The sequence below is a fragment of the Microbispora hainanensis genome (genome assembly GCF_036186745.1).
In the GTDB taxonomy this organism is placed as follows: domain Bacteria; phylum Actinomycetota; class Actinomycetes; order Streptosporangiales; family Streptosporangiaceae; genus Microbispora.
In genome coordinates this window covers 5,728,370-5,745,915 of the sequence record NZ_CP108086.1, presented here as the reverse complement: position 1 = coordinate 5,745,915, position 17,546 = coordinate 5,728,370, and the positions used below count along the sequence as shown (strand labels likewise).

The following is a 17,546-nucleotide window of genomic DNA, read 5'->3' as shown; positions in this document are numbered from 1 at the left end:
CGGTCTTGTAACGATCCAGGGTCAGCGCGCCGTGGCGAGGCCGTTAAGCAACTCCCGGACCTTGCTGACGTTCGGGTGCCCCGAGCCATACCGACGTTCCAGGTCCGGCAGCAGGTCGCGCAGTGTCCGGCCGGCCCGGTCGCGGTCGCCCGCGCCGAGTTCCAGCAGCCCGATGCGGCGCCGTAGCTCAAGGATCCGGTCCTCGTCCACCCCGAACCGTTCCTCGTCCGTCAGCAGCCGCCGCATCTGTTCGAGAGCGAGCGCCGTGTCGCCCAGCGCGGCGTAACAGTTCGCCTCCATCAGGCGGAACCGCAGGACGAGATGATCGTCCTCACCTCTGCGAGTGGCCAGGTCGGCGGCCAGTCCACGGAATTCGGACGCGGCGCGCCGGTAGTCCCCGGCGAGGAACAGCACGTCGGCCAGCTCGATGCGCAGCTCCACCGCCCTGTCGTCCGTCGGCTCGATGGACCGGACGGCCTCCACCAGCAGTTCGGCGGCCTGCCGGAAGCGGGACTCGGCCTTGAGCGCGCCGGCTTCCCTCCGTACGCGCTGGATGTCCTCGCCGCCCAGCACCCGTCGCCCGGGTTCCCGGGCTTCCACCGCCGGCGCCTTCGTGGCCGTCACGGCGACCCGCCCGACGACGGCCGCGTACATCCGCACCGGATGGACGGCGGACCCGTCCACGAAACCCGGCAGCGGCGACAGGTCACGGCAGAACGGCACCAGCCGCTCGTAGACGAGCGCGGCGCTCTGCGGACGGTCCGCGGGCCGCTTGGCCAGCAACCAGAGGATCAGCCGTTCGAGGCCCTCGGGCACGTCCGGGCGCAGTTCGCGCACCGGCCGCGGCGGTTCGTCCACGTGTTTGCGCATGCAGGCGAGCGGAGTCCCGGCAGCGAACTGGTTCTCGCCTGCCAGCAGTTCGTGGAGTATCACGCCGAGGGAGTACAGGTCGGTCTGCGGGCTCGTCGAGCCGCTCATGGTCTGCTCGGGCGCCATGTACTCCGCGGTGCCGATGATGACGCCGGTGGCGGTCAGCTTGGTCGCCGACGGCGACAGCGCGGCGGCCACCCCGAAGTCGAGCACCTTGACCGTGCCGTCGGGGCAGAGCATGAGGTTGGCGGGCTTGAGGTCACGGTGCACGAGCGAGTTGGCGTGGGCGACGGCCAGGACGGAGCACACCTGGGCGGCGATCGCCGCGGCCCAGCCCACCGGCACCCGGTCCACTTCGGCGATCAGGTCGGTCAGCGGGTTGCCGTTGATGAGCTGCATGACGAGGTAGAGGTCGTCGCCGTCGGTGCCACAGTCGTAGACGGCGGGCACCCCCGGATGCTCCAGCCGTGCGGTGATGCGAGATTCGCGGACGAAACGCTTGGTCAGCTCGTCGTCCGGCATGCCGTCCGGAAGGCGGTCCACGCGGATGAATTTGATCGCGATCGGCCGGTCGAGCCGCTTGTCGTAGCCGAACCAGACCTCCCCCATCCCGCCCTTACGGCGCGAGTTCGGGTCGAGTTCGTACCGGCCACCGATGATCTTTCCCTGTGCCACCACACCCTCGTCTCACGCAACATTTTCACGAACTTCGCCTCCTATCGGAGACGCCGCAGCACACCACGGCCGCGCAGGCGGGCCACGTGCTGGGCGGCCCGCTGTGGTGCCGTGCCGCCGCGCACCAGCAGCCCGGCCTCGATGTTCCTCGTGACCCCCGACTGGGTCAGGTTCGCACTCGACACCAGCAGCACCCTCTGGTCGGCCACGGCGATCTTGGCATGCATCTTCGCCCCCTGCTCCGTGCGCGCGTCCACCGGCCAGTGCCACACCTGAACGCCCTCGGCGCCGCCGAACGCGTGCGCGGGCTCCGGGCCGTTCAGCGCCGAGCCCGCGCCCTGCAGCGTCTCGACCACCACCATCACGGTCACACCGCGCCCGACCGCCCCGCTCAGGGCCTTGAGCAGCGGCTCGTACGCCGCGGCCGAATACGTCATGAGGATCAGTTCGTACGACGCCTCGTTCACCAGGTCGACCAACACCTGCGCCGTGGAGCGAACGGGCACGGCGTGCGTCGCCGGGCCGGTCCACACCGATTCCACCGTGGTCGTGGCCCGGTGCCGCTCATAACCGGCGGCCACTCCACGCAGGTAGACGGCGGCCTCTCCCGCGGACATCCGTACGGACGCCAGGCCGGCCAGCACCCGGCGGGCGGCGTCGGGGAAGTCCGGCAGCGGCACCGCGTCGACGATCCCGGCCGCCGGACCGCCCTCGGCGATCCGGTCGGCCAGGGTCCGCAGGTGCACCGGCCCGATGCGCTCCACCGCGTCGGCCGCCGCCTTCTCGAATGCGCTCGTCACGGTAACTCGGGATAGATCGCCAGGGCCGGGTCGTCGATCGGCACCACGAACCGCCGGTCGAGGAACCGGTTGCCGCGCTCGCATGTGGTTTCGGAGACGAACAGGCACACGTGGCAGGCCGCGCCGTGCAGGAAGTCCTCCGGCGTACGCGGGAGCCGTTCGGAGCACAGCGGGTCGGACGAGCAGCTCATCGCCCCGGTGAGCGCCCGCTTGGTCAGCCGCACCAGCTCCTCGGGCTGGGCGAGCGACACCAGGCCGCCGAGCGTGCCCTCGGCGTCCGGCACGGCCGTGTAGATGAGGATCCCCGAGCGCTTGTCGTCCTCCGTGGTCCCCGCGTAGATCCGCTCGGCGAGGCTCGCGGAGTTGTAGCCGCATTCGAGCGCGATCGTACGGATCAGCAGGTGTGACAGCGTATGCAGGACGTAGTAGCGCGGGAGGGGCCAGTAGTCGTATCTGGTCGACTCGTCGAACGGCTGGCCGGTCCGGGCGGAGTAGCGATACTCGCGGAAGCGGCCGTACGCCTCCTTGTGCAGCCGCAGGGCCTCGGACTTCTCCACCTGCTTCTCCCACCGCGACAGCAGGTCCTCGGGCAGCCGCAGGAAGATGCCCTCGCCCCGGACCTCGCTCGCCGGCACCCAGGCCGGCTTGGAACGGGAGAGCGGCACCCGCTTGACGAGCGTCGGGTCCTCCGGGTCGGGAGCGTCGAGCCGGGTGAAGCCGATCATGGCCCGCACCTCGCGCAGCCGCTCGACCTGGACGACGTCGGAGTAGAAGCCCTTGAGCAGCGGTGGAACGGGCCCGTCCGGGGCCCGGTGGGCGGTGAAGTCGTCACTCGGCGGCGGCAGCACAGGGCTGGAGAAGATCTCCCACTCCGGAGTGAGCAGGTCGGGGTAGCTCTCCGGCCCCTGGTCCTGCCCTGCCGCCTGCTCCCCCCGGCGCCGTTCGATGGCCGCCCAGACCTCCTCGTCCGTCCATTTCTCGAACTCGAACGAGAACGGCGGAACCGTTCGCATGAACGGGAGCATCTGCGGGCCGGGAAGGTTCTCCAGGTTGGCCCAGAACTTCGCCACCTGCGTGTCGAGCTCGCTCCCTCCCGTCTTCGGCACGGCGAGGGCCGACAGCGTCTGCGCGAACCACTGGTTCGACGCGCCGACGACGAGCACGTACGGCTGCTCCTGACAGGGCGTGAACGTGCCGAGATGGGGGTGGCGGCCTCGGCACTGCGGCAGCTGGTCCCGGCCGCGCTTGCCCATCGCCTGCCGGATGTTTCGCTCCCTGCCGCAGCGCTGACAGACGATGCGCACGTTCGCGCCGATGTTGCCGCCGCGGTCCTCCATCAGCAGGTTCGGCTTGGCCGCCTTCTCACACGGCCGGCCCTCGTGGACGAACTCCAGGTAGGGGAAGTCGTCCAGGTGCCCGTCGGTGCAGGCCAGCACGAACCGAGCGCCGACGACGAGACGTTTCTTGTTGCCCTTGCCGCACTCGTGGAAGAACCTCGCCTCGTGCGGCTTGCTCGGCTTGTCGTTCTCGAAGCCGAACGCCCGGGAGTCGACGCGCGCCAGCAGGTTGCACGCGGTGCAGCGCATCCAGCCCGGGAACGGCACGACCGGCACACCGGTCCTGGCCGCCTCACCGTTGGGGTTCGTGTCGGTGCCCGGCATCCAGGGCGCGGGGCGCAGTTCACGCACGGTCTTGCTGAGCAGCGACTGCACGGCCGCCAGGAGCCGGGGCTCGGTGATGAGCGCGGGGTTGTTCTCCGGGTCCTCGGGTGCCCTGTATTGCCAGTCGTCGAGACCCTTCACCAGCACCGAGAAGTTCGGCAGGTCGACGAGCGAGCCGACCCCCGAGGTGAACATCAGGTGGCTGGGCCGCACCGCGCCGACCCGGCGCCGATAGGTGGAGTACGCGGCCATCACTTGCCCCTTCCGTCCAGGGTGATCACGCCCATCTCGTCGCCCACCGGCTCATCGTCGGTCTCCCCGGCGCTGCCGGGGAAGCCCCATTCCGGTGCGCCCAACGGCGCGAGGAAGATCTCGTCGTTCCCAGGCAGGAGCAGGTTGATCTCGTTTTCCGTCTCCCGCATCGAGTTGCCGACCGTACGGGCGTCCCAGCGGCCGTTGCCCGCCCGATTGAGCAGGCCGTCGACGATCTCCTTCGCGTTGCCCTTCTTGCGCTCGTAGCCGAGCCGGGCCGAGCCCTGCTTCGCCGCGTTCCACAGGTCCGTCAGCATCCTCAGCCGCTCGTCCAGGGCCTGCCTGCCGCGAGGGCTGCCCGCAACCTCGGCCCTGGTGAGGAAGCGCTCGACGAAGCGCGTCACGACATCGCCGTTGAGATCCACGTCCTCCGCGTCGCGGTTGCGCGAGTGCGCCTCCTCGACGTTGCGTACGGCGGCGACGAACGCGGCGGTCGTGCCGCGGTCCAGCGCCCGCGCCGTGTACGGCGTGACCGACAACGCCTCCACCTGGCGGTAGAACGTGGCATGGTAATGCTCGAAGTCCTCGTAATGCGCGAGGTCACGCGGGCGCGACCAGTTGTAGAGCGTGATCACCAGCCCGGGGCGCGCGGCGTCTCGGCCGACCCGCGAGGACGCCTGGATGTACTCGGCCGTGTTCTTCGGCTGGCCGGTCATTACCATGAGCCCGAACCGGGACACGTCGACGCCGACCTGCAGCATCGACGTGGCGAGCACGACGTCGACGGGCGGCTGCGCGGACCGCAGGCTCCGCAGCGTCCGGTAGCGATCGGCGAGCGGATGCGCTCGCCTGCGCTTGGACTCGTCCCTCTCCCTCATGACCTCGGCGATCTCCTCGCGGCACTCCCGTCTGCGGCGCGAGGTGTCCAGCTCTTGGTCGAAGCCGATCTCCAGCTGCTTCAGCACCTCGCTGATGTCGCCCGAGGAGATGCGCGAGGTGAGCTCGACGATGTTCAGCAGGTCCGTACGGCCCGGCAGCCGGTTGGACAGCTTCTTGCGCCTGCCGTGCATGCGGATTCTGGTGGTGACGTCGTCGTCCAGGTAACGGCGCATGCCCGCCAGCTCACGGGTGGCGTTGAAATAGCCGACGAGCGTCATGTACGGATCGGCGGGCTCGCCGTACCGGTCGAAGAGCGTCTGCCCGGCCAGCAGCAGGATCTCGGCGAGCCGGATCTCTGCCTGCTTGAGGCGCACGCCGTGCGCGCACACGCCGAGGTAGCGCCGCCCGGGGTTCTCCGGGGTGACCGGGACCTGCCGGGAGAAGAACGTGTCGGCGACGTCGATCACCTGCGGCGGGAACACGGCGAGGTCGTCCCGGCCGAAGACGCCGAGCACCTGCGCGCCGGCCCGCTTGGTCGTCGCGGTCGACGCGATGATCTTCGGCCCTGTCGGCCTGCCGTCGACGGTCCACGTGCACAGCTCGTCCACGGCCGCCTCGAACAGGCCGACCACGGTGCCGAGCGCGCCCGAGATGAGGTGCAGCTCGTCCTGGATGATCAGGTCCGGCGGCCGGAGCCGGACGACGGGGCGGCTCTCGACCTTGGGCAGCCTGCCCTTGGCGTTGTGCCTGCCACCGCAGCCGATCTGGTCGTCCATGTCGTCGTGCCGGTAGCCGTGCCGGGGGCAACGCCGGCTCACCCGGCCGAACAGGTGCCCGGCGAAGCCGCGCCACGGAAGCTGCGCCAGCTTGTCGACGGTCGCGATGACCAGGCTGGGCGTCAGCCGGTAGATCTCCTCGTCCACGGTGAGGATCGGCAGGCCCTCCCGCCGCGCGTACGCCTCGTCATCACTCGTGACGGACGGCAGGGCCCGCAGCATGCGGTTCTCCCCCAGCCGGGAGAACGGGCACGGTTCGGCGTCGCCCTCGCTGCCGCGCCCGCAGTAGAGCAGCACGCGCCGACGGTCCTCGTCGAGGTCGAGGTTGACGTCCGAGGCCAGCTTCTCGCCGCACCAGGGGCACGACAGCGTCTGCAGAACGTTGGTCTCGCGGCTGGACTCCCTGGCCTCCTGGATCTGGTCCCTGGCCGGGCCGAACCAGTTCGGCGAGACCGCGCTTCCCACCCACAGGCCGATGCGGAACGGCTCCTCGCCCCACGTCGCCGGGTCATCGCGCCGCAACACCTCACAGGCGCACACCAGCGCGGCGGCTCGCTGGAACTGCTGCGCGGTGAGCAGGCGCAGCGTGTAACGCATCAGCACCGCCACGCCGTCCAGGCCGCTGCGCGCCTCCGTCCCGGACCCGACGACCTTCTGCAGCCGCCGGATCGCGAACGTGTACGCCGTGAGGCCAAGATACGCCTCGGTCTTGCCGCCGCCGGTCGGGAAGAAGAGCAGGTCGACGGTGGCCGTGTGGCCGGCGGCCCGCTCCGGGTGCGCGGGATCGGTCAGCGAGGGCAGGTTGAGCAGCATGAACGCGAGCTGGAACGGCCGCCACGACGCCGCCTTCGCACCCTGTGCGTCCACCTCCGCCATGGCCTGCTCGTAGCTCAGCCCTTGTTCGTCGCGGAGCTTCGCCATCGCCGTACGGCGCCGCTGCAGCGCCATCGCCTCGTTGGCGAACTTGAACGCCGCCAGCGCCTGTCCGTGCCCGTCGGTCGTGGCCTCTGTGAGCAGCGCGATCCCGGCACGGATGCGGTCGGCGGCCCGCCTCGCCTTCAGGACGGCGACCTCGGCGGCCTCGCGCAGCGGCTCGGGCAGCTCGGGGATCTTGAGGTATTGCTTATCGAGCCAGGCCGTGTAACCGTCCGCGAGCGGCGTCAGCCCGGCGGCGAGCTCCTCGGGCGATGCGTCCGCGAGGGCGTCCATCGACAGCTCCACACCGGCGAGGGGCGTGCCCTGCCCCACCGGGGCGACCGTCGCGGGCACGTCGTGGCACGGCAGCCAGGTGGTGCGCAGCTCCGTCGCCCGCCGCTCGCCAGGGGCGACTGTCGCGTGTACGGCGACGTTCCGGCCGACGGCATACCTGCGCTCGTTCCGGTAGAGCAGTCGCAGGTGCTTGTCCTCCAGATCCTCCTGATCGCCGTCCTCCCGGCCGCCGTCGAGAGGGTCGTCGATCGGGAGGAAGACGTCCGCGGGTCCGTCCGACGGAGCGGCGGCGACGAGCTCGGGCTGGAACAGCCACGCGGTGTCGGCGCTCGTGTCCGGCTCGATCTGCTGGTTGACCAGCGTCATCTCGACGACGCGCCGGTGGTCGGGCCGGGGCCGTACGGCGACCGCGAGCAGGACGCCGGGCTCGTCGGCACGTTCCATTGTGAGAGGGATCTTCTGGGTGGGCTCGTCGAGCCGAATCGTCATGCGGTGCTCGACCGGCCTGCGCCCCCAGATGCGTTCGGTCCGCGACTTGCCGTTGGCGCCCTCGATCTGGGTCTCGGCCTTGACGTACTGACCCCAGCGGGCGGTCACCGCGAGCGCGTCGAGGTCGGCGGGCACCGCGAACGACATGCCCATGGACGACGCCCACAGACGCCCGAGGTTCTGCGGCGTCAGCACGTCGGGCAACTCGCCCTCGGCCCCGTCACCCTCGGCACCGATCTCGATGTCCGGCAGCTCGTCGGCGTCTTCGGCGACCCGCTTGGGCGACGGCTTGGGGCCGAGCATGCCGACCAGGTAGCGCTCGCGCGGGCCGATCGACCGCGGCGGCAGCTCCTCGAAGTCGCCGTCGTACGGCCCGAGCAGGTCACGCTCGACCAACTGCTGGAAGGCGTCCCTGACCTCGAACGACGTGACCGGCGGGAAGTCCTGCGGCAGGTCGAGCGGACGTCGCGCCTCTTCTGCGGGCTTCGCCGCCGTCTCGTCTCCCAGGCCGAACAGGTCGCCCTGGTCGGCTCCTGCGGCGAACAGCTTCTCCTGCCGATCGAACACGTGGGGGTGTCCTTCCCTCGCCTGATCTTTGGCGCAACGTTAGTTGCTCTTGGTAAACATCTGCATGACGCGTGGCCGGATCGTAAGGTTGCCCTCGATCGCTGGTCGAGACTCCTTCTACCGAGAAGGAAGACAACGATCCCGAGCAGGTTGTCGCCCCTCGACGCACATTCGATTACCGACTGTAACCTCCTGGCCATGACAGCGATCGACCGCGGAGCGCTCCTGGGGCTCGTCCGCGCCCGCCCCCTGCTCGCGGCAGAGCTTCTCGGGGCCGTCCTTGCCGCCGGCGGGAAAGGACCGATCGACGGGGAAGCGCTCCGGAGACGGCTCCCCTGGACGGACCTCGCGAGCACGGACGCGCCCACCCTGGCCTCCCCCTGCCAGGGGATCATGGCCGACGCATGCAGGGCTCGCGCACACGAGGCGGGAGCCGCGTTCGAGGGGTTGATCGCGTTCTTGCGCGCCCGCATCGCGGAGGGTTTCGACCAGGCAGACAGCGCTGCGGACGACGGGGAGCCCGGCGTCCACAAGGCAGAGCGGGATCTGGCCGCGAAACGGGACCGCATGGATTTTCTGGAGTCCGTGGTCGTCCACGGCCTCTACCTGACGGTCGAGGAGCACCTCCAGGCGGAGCACCTGCTCAAGCTGGAGGCTTCGGCGTACGACTGGCACGACGACTACGAGGACGCCTGGCAGCCCTGAGTGGCGAGCCCGTCGAGCGAAGGAACCGACTCGGGGCCGCAGTCCGTCGGCAATGGTGGTGACGTACGTGCTCCGCACGTTTCATTGCGCAGACGCCGTGAGGCGTTTGCGCAATGAGGGGCGAGTTCACGTGCGCCGCTGCCGGGACAGGGATGCTGCCATCTTGCGCAGGATGTCGATGACGAGCACGACACCCAGCACGGCGAGCAATCGCGTCAAATTGGCCTCACTTACGAAGCCCCTTGCGATGTTCGCCTTCGCATGAGGAAGCGGATCGGCGCTGCCGGGCGGCCCCCAGACAGGGGCGATCGGGTTCAGGCGAACGACTTCTTGGTATTCGGCGTCAATGATCCGGTTGAAACGGCGCTCCCGACGCGTGCCCGAGCTCGACATGCGCAACGCTCTGACGTCTTGCCAGAACCTTCGACCGATCGGCCCTTCGAGGACCGTGCGAGAAATCTCCCGCAGATGCGTTTCGGTGATTGCCCGCAGCTCCCACATGAGCAGCCAGTGATTGAAAATCATGTTGACGTACATGTGCGCCTTTTGACCGTCCTCCTCATCCGCAGAGAAGAAGGGCCCCCAACATGCACGATAAAGCGGGTCGTCCATCGCCATTCTCATCAGGTCGCCGTGCAGCGCTCGCAAGGCCTGTTCACGAGTGGCCTTGGTCTCTCTCGCCTGCAGAATCAAAGAGAACGACACACCGATCAGGGCGAATACCGACAAGAGTGCGGACGCCACTCCATAGGTCTGCCCTATGTTGCTCAACAGCAACCAGTCGTCACGCTTGGCTTTCAGCGAGTCGAGAAACAGTGGCGAGGAGATGACGAGAACGGAGATGAGAGCAATGGACGCGAAGAGGATTGTGCTGATGACGAAGCGACGACCGATGGCACCGGCCATGCGAGTGATCGGACGTCGCTGATTCATTTGGATCAGGCGATGGGAGTGCCGGACTGTTGCAGAGGCGGAGGAAGAACCGCGCGTTCCTCGTTCAGATAGGGAAGCAGATCCCGACCCACGATGAACAAGCTCTCCACGTCGCGTCGGCAAGACTCGATCAAAGCTCTGTCTACGATCTTCCTTGCTCCCGTGAGCGTGCCGTCCGGTGTGTAGAGGACCTCGTACATCACCATCGAATCCAATATCACCAGCTCCGGCAAGCGGTAGGTGAACCCGTGAGCCGGCAGGAGATCCGAGTCGATGACCCTGATATCTTCACCGGCCTGCGCCCGATGACGAATGTAATAGAGTTCCCACTGGATATACGGAGTGAAAGGTTTTTCGACGATACGCACTCGCCGCATTTCAAATCCATGCACCTGTTTTACAGGTTCCTGGATCTCTTCGCGACGTTCGTCGATGAGACGTATGGCTTGGTTCCAGTCCCCCGAGTCGAACGCCCGCCAGCTGGAGTCGTCCGGCTCCCGGAAACTCTGATAGGTCTCCAGCTTCCAAAAGACATCCTGCAATCTTTGGAAGTACGGCCAGAAGTCGGAGAGGTACTCTTCCGAGGTCAGCGTGACAGCCTCCGCCTCGGCCACATTCCTAAGCATCTGGAATATCCGGCTTGGCGGCGACGATCATGGTGCGGGGAATGACGACCAGGCGCTCGTCGTCGCCGACGCTCACGCCCGATGGGAGCCGGTCAGCATAGGCATGGGTGAGATCCCGGCCGATTATGGCGATATCTCCGTTGGACAGCTCCCAGATGTCAGGACACGACGGGCTGCCGGTTGTTTCACCCAGTTCGAGCGCGGATTTGCCGAGACGTCTCCGAAGCTCCGCCGTAGCGTCGGCTTCCCATGGACGAGACACGACATACCTCTTTTCCGCCGATACGGGTTGCCCCGAGTGTCGCACGGGATGACAGAACGGGCAAGCATCAACCGTGGAGGCCAATGAAAGTAGGCGGGAAGCATCCGCATATCGCGGATTTATTGCTGTCACTCGACCTGTCGCAGGCATCCTATGCCCCAGGGATTGCCCATGCAACAGTGATCGCATGGCCTGCGGTAGAGATTGGCACGCGTGAAGTATCCACGCGGCTACAGCCGCCGCATACACAAATAGGACAGCGTCCTCTTTTGCCCGTTTCCACTTTTCTGACCAGAAGAGAATCAGATAGTCCTGCCCTACCTGCCGATTTGCAGAGAGCTTGCGCCCGCCGACCACGAACGACGGCGACCCGAAACGCCGGCCATGACCGGAGACCGGCCGGGAGGGCGGTTCAGGTGGCGGGGCAGCGGTGGGCGGCGTCGCGGTTCGGGGAGCAGCAGATGACGGCGCAGGTGACGAACCGGCCGCCGCGTAGCCAGATGCCCCATTGCACGTCCAGTCCGGCGGCCAGGGCCTCCCCCGCGTTCTCCAGCCGTAGGCCGAGCCCGATGCGCACCTCGTCCTCCGGCCGCAGGAACTGTGCCTCGGCCGCCCGGTAGCACGTGGTCAGCCACTCCAACGCCTCCCCCACGGACCTCGGCGAGACGTCGATGCGGGTGCGGGGCTTCAACAGCCAGTCGCACGTACGCATCGGCGGCAGAGGGGAGGCCAGGAACGGCCCGGGATCGCCAGACGGCGGGGGCGGGCGGCGTTCGGCCTCGTTGCGGCGGTCGTCGCCGACTCCCGTCCAGGAGTAGCAGTGCAGGTGCATCGGGCCTCTCGGATGTGGTCGTTACAGTGGGGTGCGGTCCCTGCCTGCTATCACCGGGCAGGGGCCGCACCCGGCCTCGTAGGGCTACAGGAGGGTGGTCATCCCGGCGGCGCGGAGCTCGTCGCCGGTGAAGCGGAGCGTCCCGGCGTTGGGGTTCTTGCTGTCACGCAGGGCAAAGGCGTCCGCCGCGCCCGGGATCGGGGCGATCTCGACGCAGGACTCCTGCTCCTCCTCCTGCTGGTTGCCGCCGCACAGCCGGCGGAACCGCGCCCCCGCCAGGTCACGCTCGTACAGGTCGGTCATCTCATCCCTTCTTCCTTGTCGATCCGTCCCGCCCCGTGCGGCGGGTTCCGTGCGACGGGTGGCCTGCCGCCAAACCCCCTCAGGCGTACGGCAGGCCGCCCAGACCCCGCCGAACACAGCGTTCGCATGATCGGCGGGGAGCCTTTATCGGGCCTGGCCGGCCAGCAGGCGGCGCCACCACGCGTACGCCTCCTCGCGCCGCCAGCAGCGGGCCGTCCAGGACACCGGCGGCACATCGTGACGAGCGAAGGCGTGGCGGCGGAACTGGTAGAGGCCGCCGCAGCGGACCAGTTCGTAGGAGGTCATCTGGCAGGCGCAGGTGTGGGCGACGACCCGACCACGACCGAGGCTCTCCTCGATCCACCACAGCTTCGTGCGGCCGGGGCGCGGCACCGCCGGATGCGGCGACACGCCCGGACAGTCCTCGTCGGCGTCCTCTCCAGGGGCGGTGACGTCGAGCAGCGCGGCGGACGCGGTCACCGGGCCGCCTGCTCGGCGAGGCCCTCCTGGGCGGCGATCACCTGGCACAGTTCGACCAGGTCGTCGGCATCCACCGTGCGATGCGCGCCCGCCTCCTCCACGGCCGCGGGGAACGGCCGCTCGCGCGTCGCCCACAACCGCCCGGCGTCGCTTCGCATGATCCGCCACCCGGCGAACACCGGACGGGCGGCGGCGACAGTCCTACTCTGTGTCATGGGTCAGGACCACCATCCTGATCAAGGGGTCCGCACGGCGGTCGCAACGCCTGCGGACCCCGCTTGTTCGCGTCGTCACCTCCAAGTACAACAGTGCGTAATCTCTCCATCACAGATGTTGGTAGGGGACACTAAGGGCGGTCAGGACGCCCCCGGTCTGACGAAAAAGGTGCACGCAGTGGACGCCGAACTCCCCCCATGGGCCGTACGGCTACGCGCCGAGCGGCGCAGCCGGCTGTGGAGTCAGAAGGAGATGGCCCGCCGTCTCGTCGAGGCCGCTGACGACGAGACGCGCAAGGGCCTTCCCTGCCGGGAGACGATCGTTCGCCGGATCAAGGCGTACGAAGCTGGTCACAACCAGCCGCGCGATCCCTACCGGCTGCTGTACACGCGAGCCTTCGCGGTGAGCGAGGAAGACCTCTTTGGCGAGCGAATATCGCCCGGCAACGAAGCACGGGAGAGTCTGCCCGACGAATACAGAGCATCGGCCGACGAGCGGCTGAACTATGTGATGGAGCGTCCGGGTAGCGTCGATCTGGTTGCGGTCGCACACGTACGCGAGCGGGTTCACGCCCTGGCTGCGCGGTACGACAACGTCTCGGCAGCATCATTGCTGGTGGAGGCCGCGCGGTACTTCGGTCAGGTGGCCTTCCTCCGAACGCACGCCTCTTCCAGCCTCGTACAGCGCGAGCTATGCACGGTGGAAGTTGAAGCCGCGACGCTTATGGGGCAACTCGTCTGGGATACCTCCCAACGACGCGATCACGCGACCACCCGCGCTTACCTTGCTCAGGCAATAGCGGCAGCGAGGCAGATTCGGGATGGGGCCGCCGAAGGGCATGCGCTCCTGCGTATGAGCTTCGTCTCGCTCTACACGGAGAAGAAACCGCAAGTCGCGCTCGACCTGGCCTTGCAGGCAGCCGACCGCGCCGCGCACAGCAGCCTGGTGCTGCGGGGTCTTGGACTGCTCCACGTCGCCGAGGCATACGCGATGCTTGGACGGCGATCGGACTGCGAACACGCTTTGGGTGAATCCGAGACGTGCTTCGAGCAGATCAGCCCGGTAGACGCAGCGATCGAGATGTTCTCACCTGCCCAGCATGGCCGGCTCGCCGGCTCGTGCTACCTGCTCCTCAACGACGCCAAGCGAGCGGAATCGATGCTCGAAAGCGCTGCTCAGTCCCTCCAGGATCGTCCGAAATCCCAAGCGATCGTGCTCGGCAACCTGGCTCTTGCTCGCCTTCGACAAGGGGACCTTGAAATGGCAGCGGCGTCGCTCCACGCCGCCATCGACCTCATAGAAACGACACGGGGTGGCGGTGGGCTGAACGTCGTGTTCAGCGCGGGCCGCGAGCTTCAGCCATGGCGGGAAATGCCGATTGTTCGAGATGTGTTCGACCGGTTGTTTGCGCTCGTCGCTGCCTGAAGGGTGATCGCAATGGTGAAAGACCAGGCCAAGCAAGAGGTCCGGGAGCGCGTGTGGGCACTCTTGGAGCAGGAGCGCGTCGTCCCACCCGGTGTTCGCGGTCGCATCCCGGCATTCGTCGGAGCCGAGGCCGCCGCCGAACGGCTCGCGAAGCTATCGATCTGGTGGGAGGCGGCGGTTATCAAGGCCGTCCCGGACAAGGCGCAGCTTCCCGTACGGGCGCGGGCCCTGGCCGAAGGCAAGCTCGTCTACATGGCCGTACCCAAGCTGGCCGAGGCACAGCCGTTCTATCTCCTGGACCCGGCAGCGCTGACGGTGCCCGCGACCGAGGCTGCATCCAGCAAGATCGCCGCAACCATGGCACGCAGAGTCGACGTAGAGGAGATGCGGCCGGTTGACCTGATCGTGTGCGGCAGCGTCGCTGTGAACCGGCAAGGCGTCCGGCTCGGTAAGGGCGCCGGCTACTCCGACATCGAGGTAGCGCTGTTACACGAAGCCGGGTTGATCGGCCCGGATACGACGATCGTGACGACGGTGCATTCCTTGCAGGTCGTCGCTGGAGACCTGCCTGAGGCCGAGCATGATTTCCGTGTCGATTTCATCGTGACGCCCGACGAAGTCATCGAATGCGGACCGCCTCGCCGACCTCGTGGTCTCTACTGGGAGAGCCTCCCCCAAGAGATGATCGACGCGATTCCCGCGCTCGCAACTCGCCGTTCGCGTGGTTGACGAGCGACCGAGGCCGAAGGAATGGGCCCGGCGGGCTCCTGGCCCGAACCTGGCTTGTCACGAGAGCGGGTGGGAGCCTGGTTATCGGGCCTGGCCGGTTAGCAGGGCGGCGCCACCACGCGTACGCCTCCTCTCGCGATGGCGTAGAGCACGTTGTCGCTCGGGTTCCGGCTCCCCTGCTCCAGCTTACGGATCATGCTGCGAGAGACATCGGCCGCCCGTGCGAGTTCGCCCTGCGTCATCCGGCGCGCGGTGCGGACTGCGGCGATACGACCTCCCGGGCCGTCGTTACGACTCCGCGCCACGACCATCGCTCCGCCCGAATGTGGACAGCAGAGCTGGGAGGTCGGCAAGACCGTCGATTCGTACATCAGCCGGTACGGCCGGATCGTTGCCCCAGAGGAGCCCCCACGGTCCCCGTCTGATCAGACAGCTCGCAAGACCTGCTTCCTTCGCCGGCACCACATCGTTGACCGGATGATCGCCGACATAGAGCGTCTCTCCAGGAGAGACCCCGGCGAGCTTGACAACACGATCGAAGAACGCGGCGTCCGGCTTGGCCACTCCCCATTCTCCAGAGGTGGCGATGGCGTCCACGGGAAGACCCAGCCCGCGTAGCAGACTGCCCGCCTTAACCGTCTGGTTCCCGGCGACGCAAACCCGCAAGCCCATGCGTTGCAGTGCCTGCAGGCTGTCACGAACATCGGGATATAGGTCGGTCTCGTCGAGAAACTCACCCCGACCCGAGTGCTCACGTTCCCGGTACGCCGCCTGAAGGTCGATACCGGGCCGGATCATGCGGATGGCTTCGGCGTTGTCCAGCCCGAGTGCGGTCACCGCACCCACGAGAGCGGACATCGTATGACGGGGGACGCCGAGCCAGTCCGCCCATGATCCCCAGTAGCGGTCATCGCGGACCAATGTCTCGCCAATGTCGAACACCACAGCCTTGACCACACCGGCAACGTAAGCCAGCGATCACTCCGCGTACGGCGAGTTTTGCAGGACAAGTCGAGACCGTGAGTAGGCAATCCGTTACTCTTCGACTCGTGTCCCCCACACAAGCCGCGACCCACAACGCGTTCGAGGTGCCGGTGAATGAGGCCGACGGTCATCTCCCTGACGTCATTGCCGCTGCCATTCAAGGCATGCGATCGCTTACCTCACCAACCAGGGTCACCGTGTCGCCGCCATCGTCCCGGCAGACCGAGCCTCATACTGGACAACTTCGCGGAGATCGAGAGCCGGCAGACGGAGTTCTGGCTACAGCGGCTCCGCTGTACTGGATTATCCCGACGGGCAGGTTGACGTGCCCGTGCCGCAGCAGTGAACCGAACCGCCACCTCGATCGTCCAACCCTTAGCTGTACGCGGGGGGCGCTTTATAGCAGGGACACATCACTGGTGTCAGACTGAGGGCGTGCCAGAGGAGAACCCCGTCGTGGAGAACTTCGCCATCGTAGTCGACTGGAGCGACGCTGCAGGCGTGCCGATCACGCACGTGAACCAGTTCGTCGCGCAGCCAGGTCCGCCGACACTGGAGGGTGGCCCTGACGGCATCTACCTCCTACTCGGTAGCATCCCTCCACCTCTCATCCCGAGGGACACTGAGGGGCAACGGCGAGCGATCGAGACCTTGAAGGCGACAGGCCTCAAAGTAGATATTCATGGCCGTTTTCATATGAGCAGAGCTCGACTGGAGGAACTCATTCAGGTGCTGCAGACAACTGCGGATACCTACGACGCTGCAGTCGAGCGTATGGCCCAGGATCGATCTGAAACTGAGGAGGGCTAACTCCATGACCACCCCCCTAACATCGACCTTCATCTCAGCAGGAACTAAGAGCGAGTTCAAATACGAAAACCCCATTGCTCGCCCTCAACCCCGGCCACACAGGCGGATAATCACTGCCAGGCGGCGATCCCCGGACATCATCGAAGGGCCTTGGTCAACAGTCGCAAGTAACGCGCCGCTGGCAGTCGATATGTCCTATGAGGATGACGGCACCGACGAGCACGTGAGGGCGTACGTGTCACGGCTATGGACTGAGGATTGGGACAATCCCGAGGACGCCCTGTACGACAACCTATGACTCCCGGAGAAGTAAGGCTGGTGTGGTTCCCCTTCAGCCACTCAGAAGCCCAGCCATATAAGAAACGACCTGTCCTGATTCTTGCAGCCACCGGCGCAGGGCCGACCCGAACGATTCTCGCCGCCATGGTGTCATCCAGTGCCAAACGTGCCGCGATGATGGGGCCATACGACGTGCCGATCACCGACTGGCAAACTATCGGCTTAGTGGCGCCGTCATTTGTTCGGGCGAATCGTATCTGGACCGCCGAAGACCGAGACTTCGACAACCGTCTCTTCGGCACGGTGAAGGACGACGTCCTTCAGCAGGTTCGCCACCATGTCATGAGCCTCCTCACCATGTGAACGGCTTTCTAATGTCATCACTGACATCGCCGCCAGAGCCGAGATGGAGATGGGACGGTACGTTAAAGACACCCTGTTGCTTGGCAAGCATCTAATTGAGCGTGTGCCGCAACTGATGTCACACAACGCGAAGCCTGGGTCCCCGTCAATTCCAGCGGTAAGCCCGGGCTCACTACATCTCCTCTCGCAGGAGTCGGCATCAGGGAGAGTACTTCCTGCTGTAAGTGAAACCGCGTGACTCCCGACACGCAGTAGGCCGAGAGGGGCGGCCTCGGGCCGCTTCAGCGGGCTTACATGTGTTCGGTGCCCATGCAGCCGGGGCATGGAGTCCAGCCGTCGGCTCGGGCTTCCGCTTCGGACATTTGTAGGACGTTATGCAGGCGGTTGCCCTGGCTTTCGCTGCCGAGCCGGCCCGCGAGCC

18 protein-coding genes are annotated in these 17,546 nt (G+C 67.0%); 5 read left to right on the top strand and 13 right to left on the bottom strand.

Annotation, left to right across the window (positions count from 1 at the left end):
• Positions 1–21: 21 nt before the first annotated feature.
• The 4 genes from OHB01_RS26785 to drmA are packed head-to-tail and all read right to left on the bottom strand — an operon-like array spanning position 22 to position 8,178.
• On the bottom strand, positions 22–1,545 hold the full coding sequence (locus OHB01_RS26785) for a serine/threonine-protein kinase (RefSeq protein WP_328854129.1): 1,524 nt from the start codon (positions 1,543–1,545) through the stop codon (positions 22–24).
• A 41-nt stretch (positions 1,546–1,586) separates the two neighbouring features.
• Positions 1,587–2,345 (bottom strand): DISARM system phospholipase D-like protein DrmC, encoded by a 759-nt coding sequence (drmC, locus tag OHB01_RS26780; protein ID WP_260617252.1) that lies wholly within the window; start codon positions 2,343–2,345, stop codon positions 1,587–1,589.
• On the bottom strand, positions 2,342–4,258 hold the full coding sequence (gene drmB / locus OHB01_RS26775; protein WP_142647620.1) for a DUF1998 domain-containing protein: 1,917 nt from the start codon (positions 4,256–4,258) through the stop codon (positions 2,342–2,344). Before drmB ends, drmC begins: the two co-directional genes overlap by 4 nt.
• Positions 4,258–8,178 (bottom strand): DISARM system helicase DrmA, encoded by a 3,921-nt coding sequence (gene drmA / locus OHB01_RS26770; RefSeq protein WP_328854128.1) that lies wholly within the window; start codon positions 8,176–8,178, stop codon positions 4,258–4,260. Before drmA ends, drmB begins: the two co-directional genes overlap by 1 nt.
• 198 nt (positions 8,179–8,376) lie before the next feature.
• Here drmA and OHB01_RS26765 point away from each other — a divergent pair, with 198 nt between their 5' ends.
• Entirely contained in the window at positions 8,377–8,883 is a 507-nt protein-coding gene (locus OHB01_RS26765; RefSeq protein WP_328854127.1) for a hypothetical protein, read from the top strand.
• A 126-nt stretch (positions 8,884–9,009) separates the two neighbouring features.
• Here the strand turns inward: OHB01_RS26765 and OHB01_RS26760 are convergent, their stop codons facing one another.
• The 7 genes from OHB01_RS26760 to OHB01_RS26730 all read right to left on the bottom strand — a co-directional run bounded on the left by OHB01_RS26760 (position 9,010) and on the right by OHB01_RS26730 (position 12,534).
• The gene (locus tag OHB01_RS26760; RefSeq protein ID WP_328854126.1) at positions 9,010–9,789 is read right to left on the bottom strand and encodes a DUF6082 family protein; all 780 of its coding nucleotides are present in this window, start codon (positions 9,787–9,789) and stop codon (positions 9,010–9,012) included.
• A gap of 32 nt (positions 9,790–9,821) precedes the next feature.
• Complete coding sequence (locus tag OHB01_RS26755; RefSeq protein WP_328709801.1) at positions 9,822–10,430, bottom strand: DUF6879 family protein; 609 nt, start codon at positions 10,428–10,430, stop codon at positions 9,822–9,824.
• Positions 10,431–10,434: 4 nt separating this feature from the next.
• Positions 10,435–10,704: a hypothetical protein gene (locus tag OHB01_RS26750; RefSeq protein WP_142620930.1), complete on the bottom strand. Its 270-nt coding sequence runs from the start codon at positions 10,702–10,704 to the stop codon at positions 10,435–10,437.
• Between the two features lie 412 nt (positions 10,705–11,116).
• Positions 11,117–11,536 (bottom strand): hypothetical protein, encoded by a 420-nt coding sequence (locus tag OHB01_RS26745; protein ID WP_328854125.1) that lies wholly within the window; start codon positions 11,534–11,536, stop codon positions 11,117–11,119.
• A gap of 84 nt (positions 11,537–11,620) precedes the next feature.
• Positions 11,621–11,839, bottom strand: coding sequence for a DUF397 domain-containing protein (locus OHB01_RS26740; protein ID WP_328854123.1), 219 nt, complete (start codon positions 11,837–11,839; stop codon positions 11,621–11,623).
• Positions 11,840–11,983: 144 nt separating this feature from the next.
• Positions 11,984–12,319 (bottom strand): hypothetical protein, encoded by a 336-nt coding sequence (locus tag OHB01_RS26735; RefSeq protein WP_328854122.1) that lies wholly within the window; start codon positions 12,317–12,319, stop codon positions 11,984–11,986.
• Positions 12,316–12,534: a hypothetical protein gene (locus OHB01_RS26730; RefSeq protein ID WP_328854121.1), complete on the bottom strand. Its 219-nt coding sequence runs from the start codon at positions 12,532–12,534 to the stop codon at positions 12,316–12,318. Before OHB01_RS26730 ends, OHB01_RS26735 begins: the two co-directional genes overlap by 4 nt.
• Positions 12,535–12,712: 178 nt before the next feature.
• Here OHB01_RS26730 and OHB01_RS26725 point away from each other — a divergent pair, with 178 nt between their 5' ends.
• Both OHB01_RS26725 and OHB01_RS26720 read left to right on the top strand, forming a co-directional pair.
• Complete coding sequence (locus OHB01_RS26725) at positions 12,713–13,960, top strand: transcriptional regulator (protein ID WP_142647637.1); 1,248 nt, start codon at positions 12,713–12,715, stop codon at positions 13,958–13,960.
• 12 nt (positions 13,961–13,972) lie between these two features.
• Positions 13,973–14,689, top strand: coding sequence for a 5-formyltetrahydrofolate cyclo-ligase (locus OHB01_RS26720; protein ID WP_142647639.1), 717 nt, complete (start codon positions 13,973–13,975; stop codon positions 14,687–14,689).
• Between the two features lie 98 nt (positions 14,690–14,787).
• On the opposite strand, the gene OHB01_RS26715 is transcribed toward OHB01_RS26720, so the two are convergent.
• Both OHB01_RS26715 and OHB01_RS26710 read right to left on the bottom strand, forming a co-directional pair.
• On the bottom strand, positions 14,788–15,000 hold the full coding sequence (locus tag OHB01_RS26715) for a helix-turn-helix transcriptional regulator (protein WP_260617253.1): 213 nt from the start codon (positions 14,998–15,000) through the stop codon (positions 14,788–14,790).
• Entirely contained in the window at positions 14,978–15,646 is a 669-nt protein-coding gene (locus OHB01_RS26710) for an HAD family hydrolase (protein WP_142647641.1), read from the bottom strand. Before OHB01_RS26710 ends, OHB01_RS26715 begins: the two co-directional genes overlap by 23 nt.
• A 462-nt stretch (positions 15,647–16,108) precedes the next feature.
• Here OHB01_RS26710 and OHB01_RS26705 point away from each other — a divergent pair, with 462 nt between their 5' ends.
• Positions 16,109–16,483 (top strand): hypothetical protein, encoded by a 375-nt coding sequence (locus OHB01_RS26705; RefSeq protein WP_142647643.1) that lies wholly within the window; start codon positions 16,109–16,111, stop codon positions 16,481–16,483.
• Positions 16,484–16,777: 294 nt separating this feature from the next.
• Entirely contained in the window at positions 16,778–17,125 is a 348-nt protein-coding gene (locus tag OHB01_RS26700; RefSeq protein ID WP_142647645.1) for a type II toxin-antitoxin system PemK/MazF family toxin, read from the top strand.
• Positions 17,126–17,546 lie beyond the last annotated feature (421 nt).

Excerpts from the sequence above, each read along its gene's own strand:
- drmB (WP_142647620.1), bottom strand. The coding sequence starts at position 4,258 with ATGGCCGCGTACTCCACCTATCGGCGCCGGGTCGGCGCGGTGCGGCCC.
- OHB01_RS26765 (WP_328854127.1), top strand. The coding sequence starts at position 8,377 with ATGACAGCGATCGACCGCGGAGCGCTCCTGGGGCTCGTCCGCGCCCGC.
- OHB01_RS26760 (WP_328854126.1), bottom strand. The coding sequence starts at position 9,789 with ATGGCCGGTGCCATCGGTCGTCGCTTCGTCATCAGCACAATCCTCTTC.
- OHB01_RS26745 (WP_328854125.1), bottom strand. The coding sequence starts at position 11,536 with ATGCACCTGCACTGCTACTCCTGGACGGGAGTCGGCGACGACCGCCGC.
- OHB01_RS26740 (WP_328854123.1), bottom strand. The coding sequence starts at position 11,839 with ATGACCGACCTGTACGAGCGTGACCTGGCGGGGGCGCGGTTCCGCCGG.
- OHB01_RS26730 (WP_328854121.1), bottom strand. The coding sequence starts at position 12,534 with ATGACACAGAGTAGGACTGTCGCCGCCGCCCGTCCGGTGTTCGCCGGG.
- OHB01_RS26720 (WP_142647639.1), top strand. The coding sequence starts at position 13,973 with ATGGTGAAAGACCAGGCCAAGCAAGAGGTCCGGGAGCGCGTGTGGGCA.
- OHB01_RS26715 (WP_260617253.1), bottom strand. The coding sequence starts at position 15,000 with ATGGTCGTGGCGCGGAGTCGTAACGACGGCCCGGGAGGTCGTATCGCC.
- OHB01_RS26700 (WP_142647645.1), top strand. The coding sequence starts at position 16,778 with ATGACTCCCGGAGAAGTAAGGCTGGTGTGGTTCCCCTTCAGCCACTCA.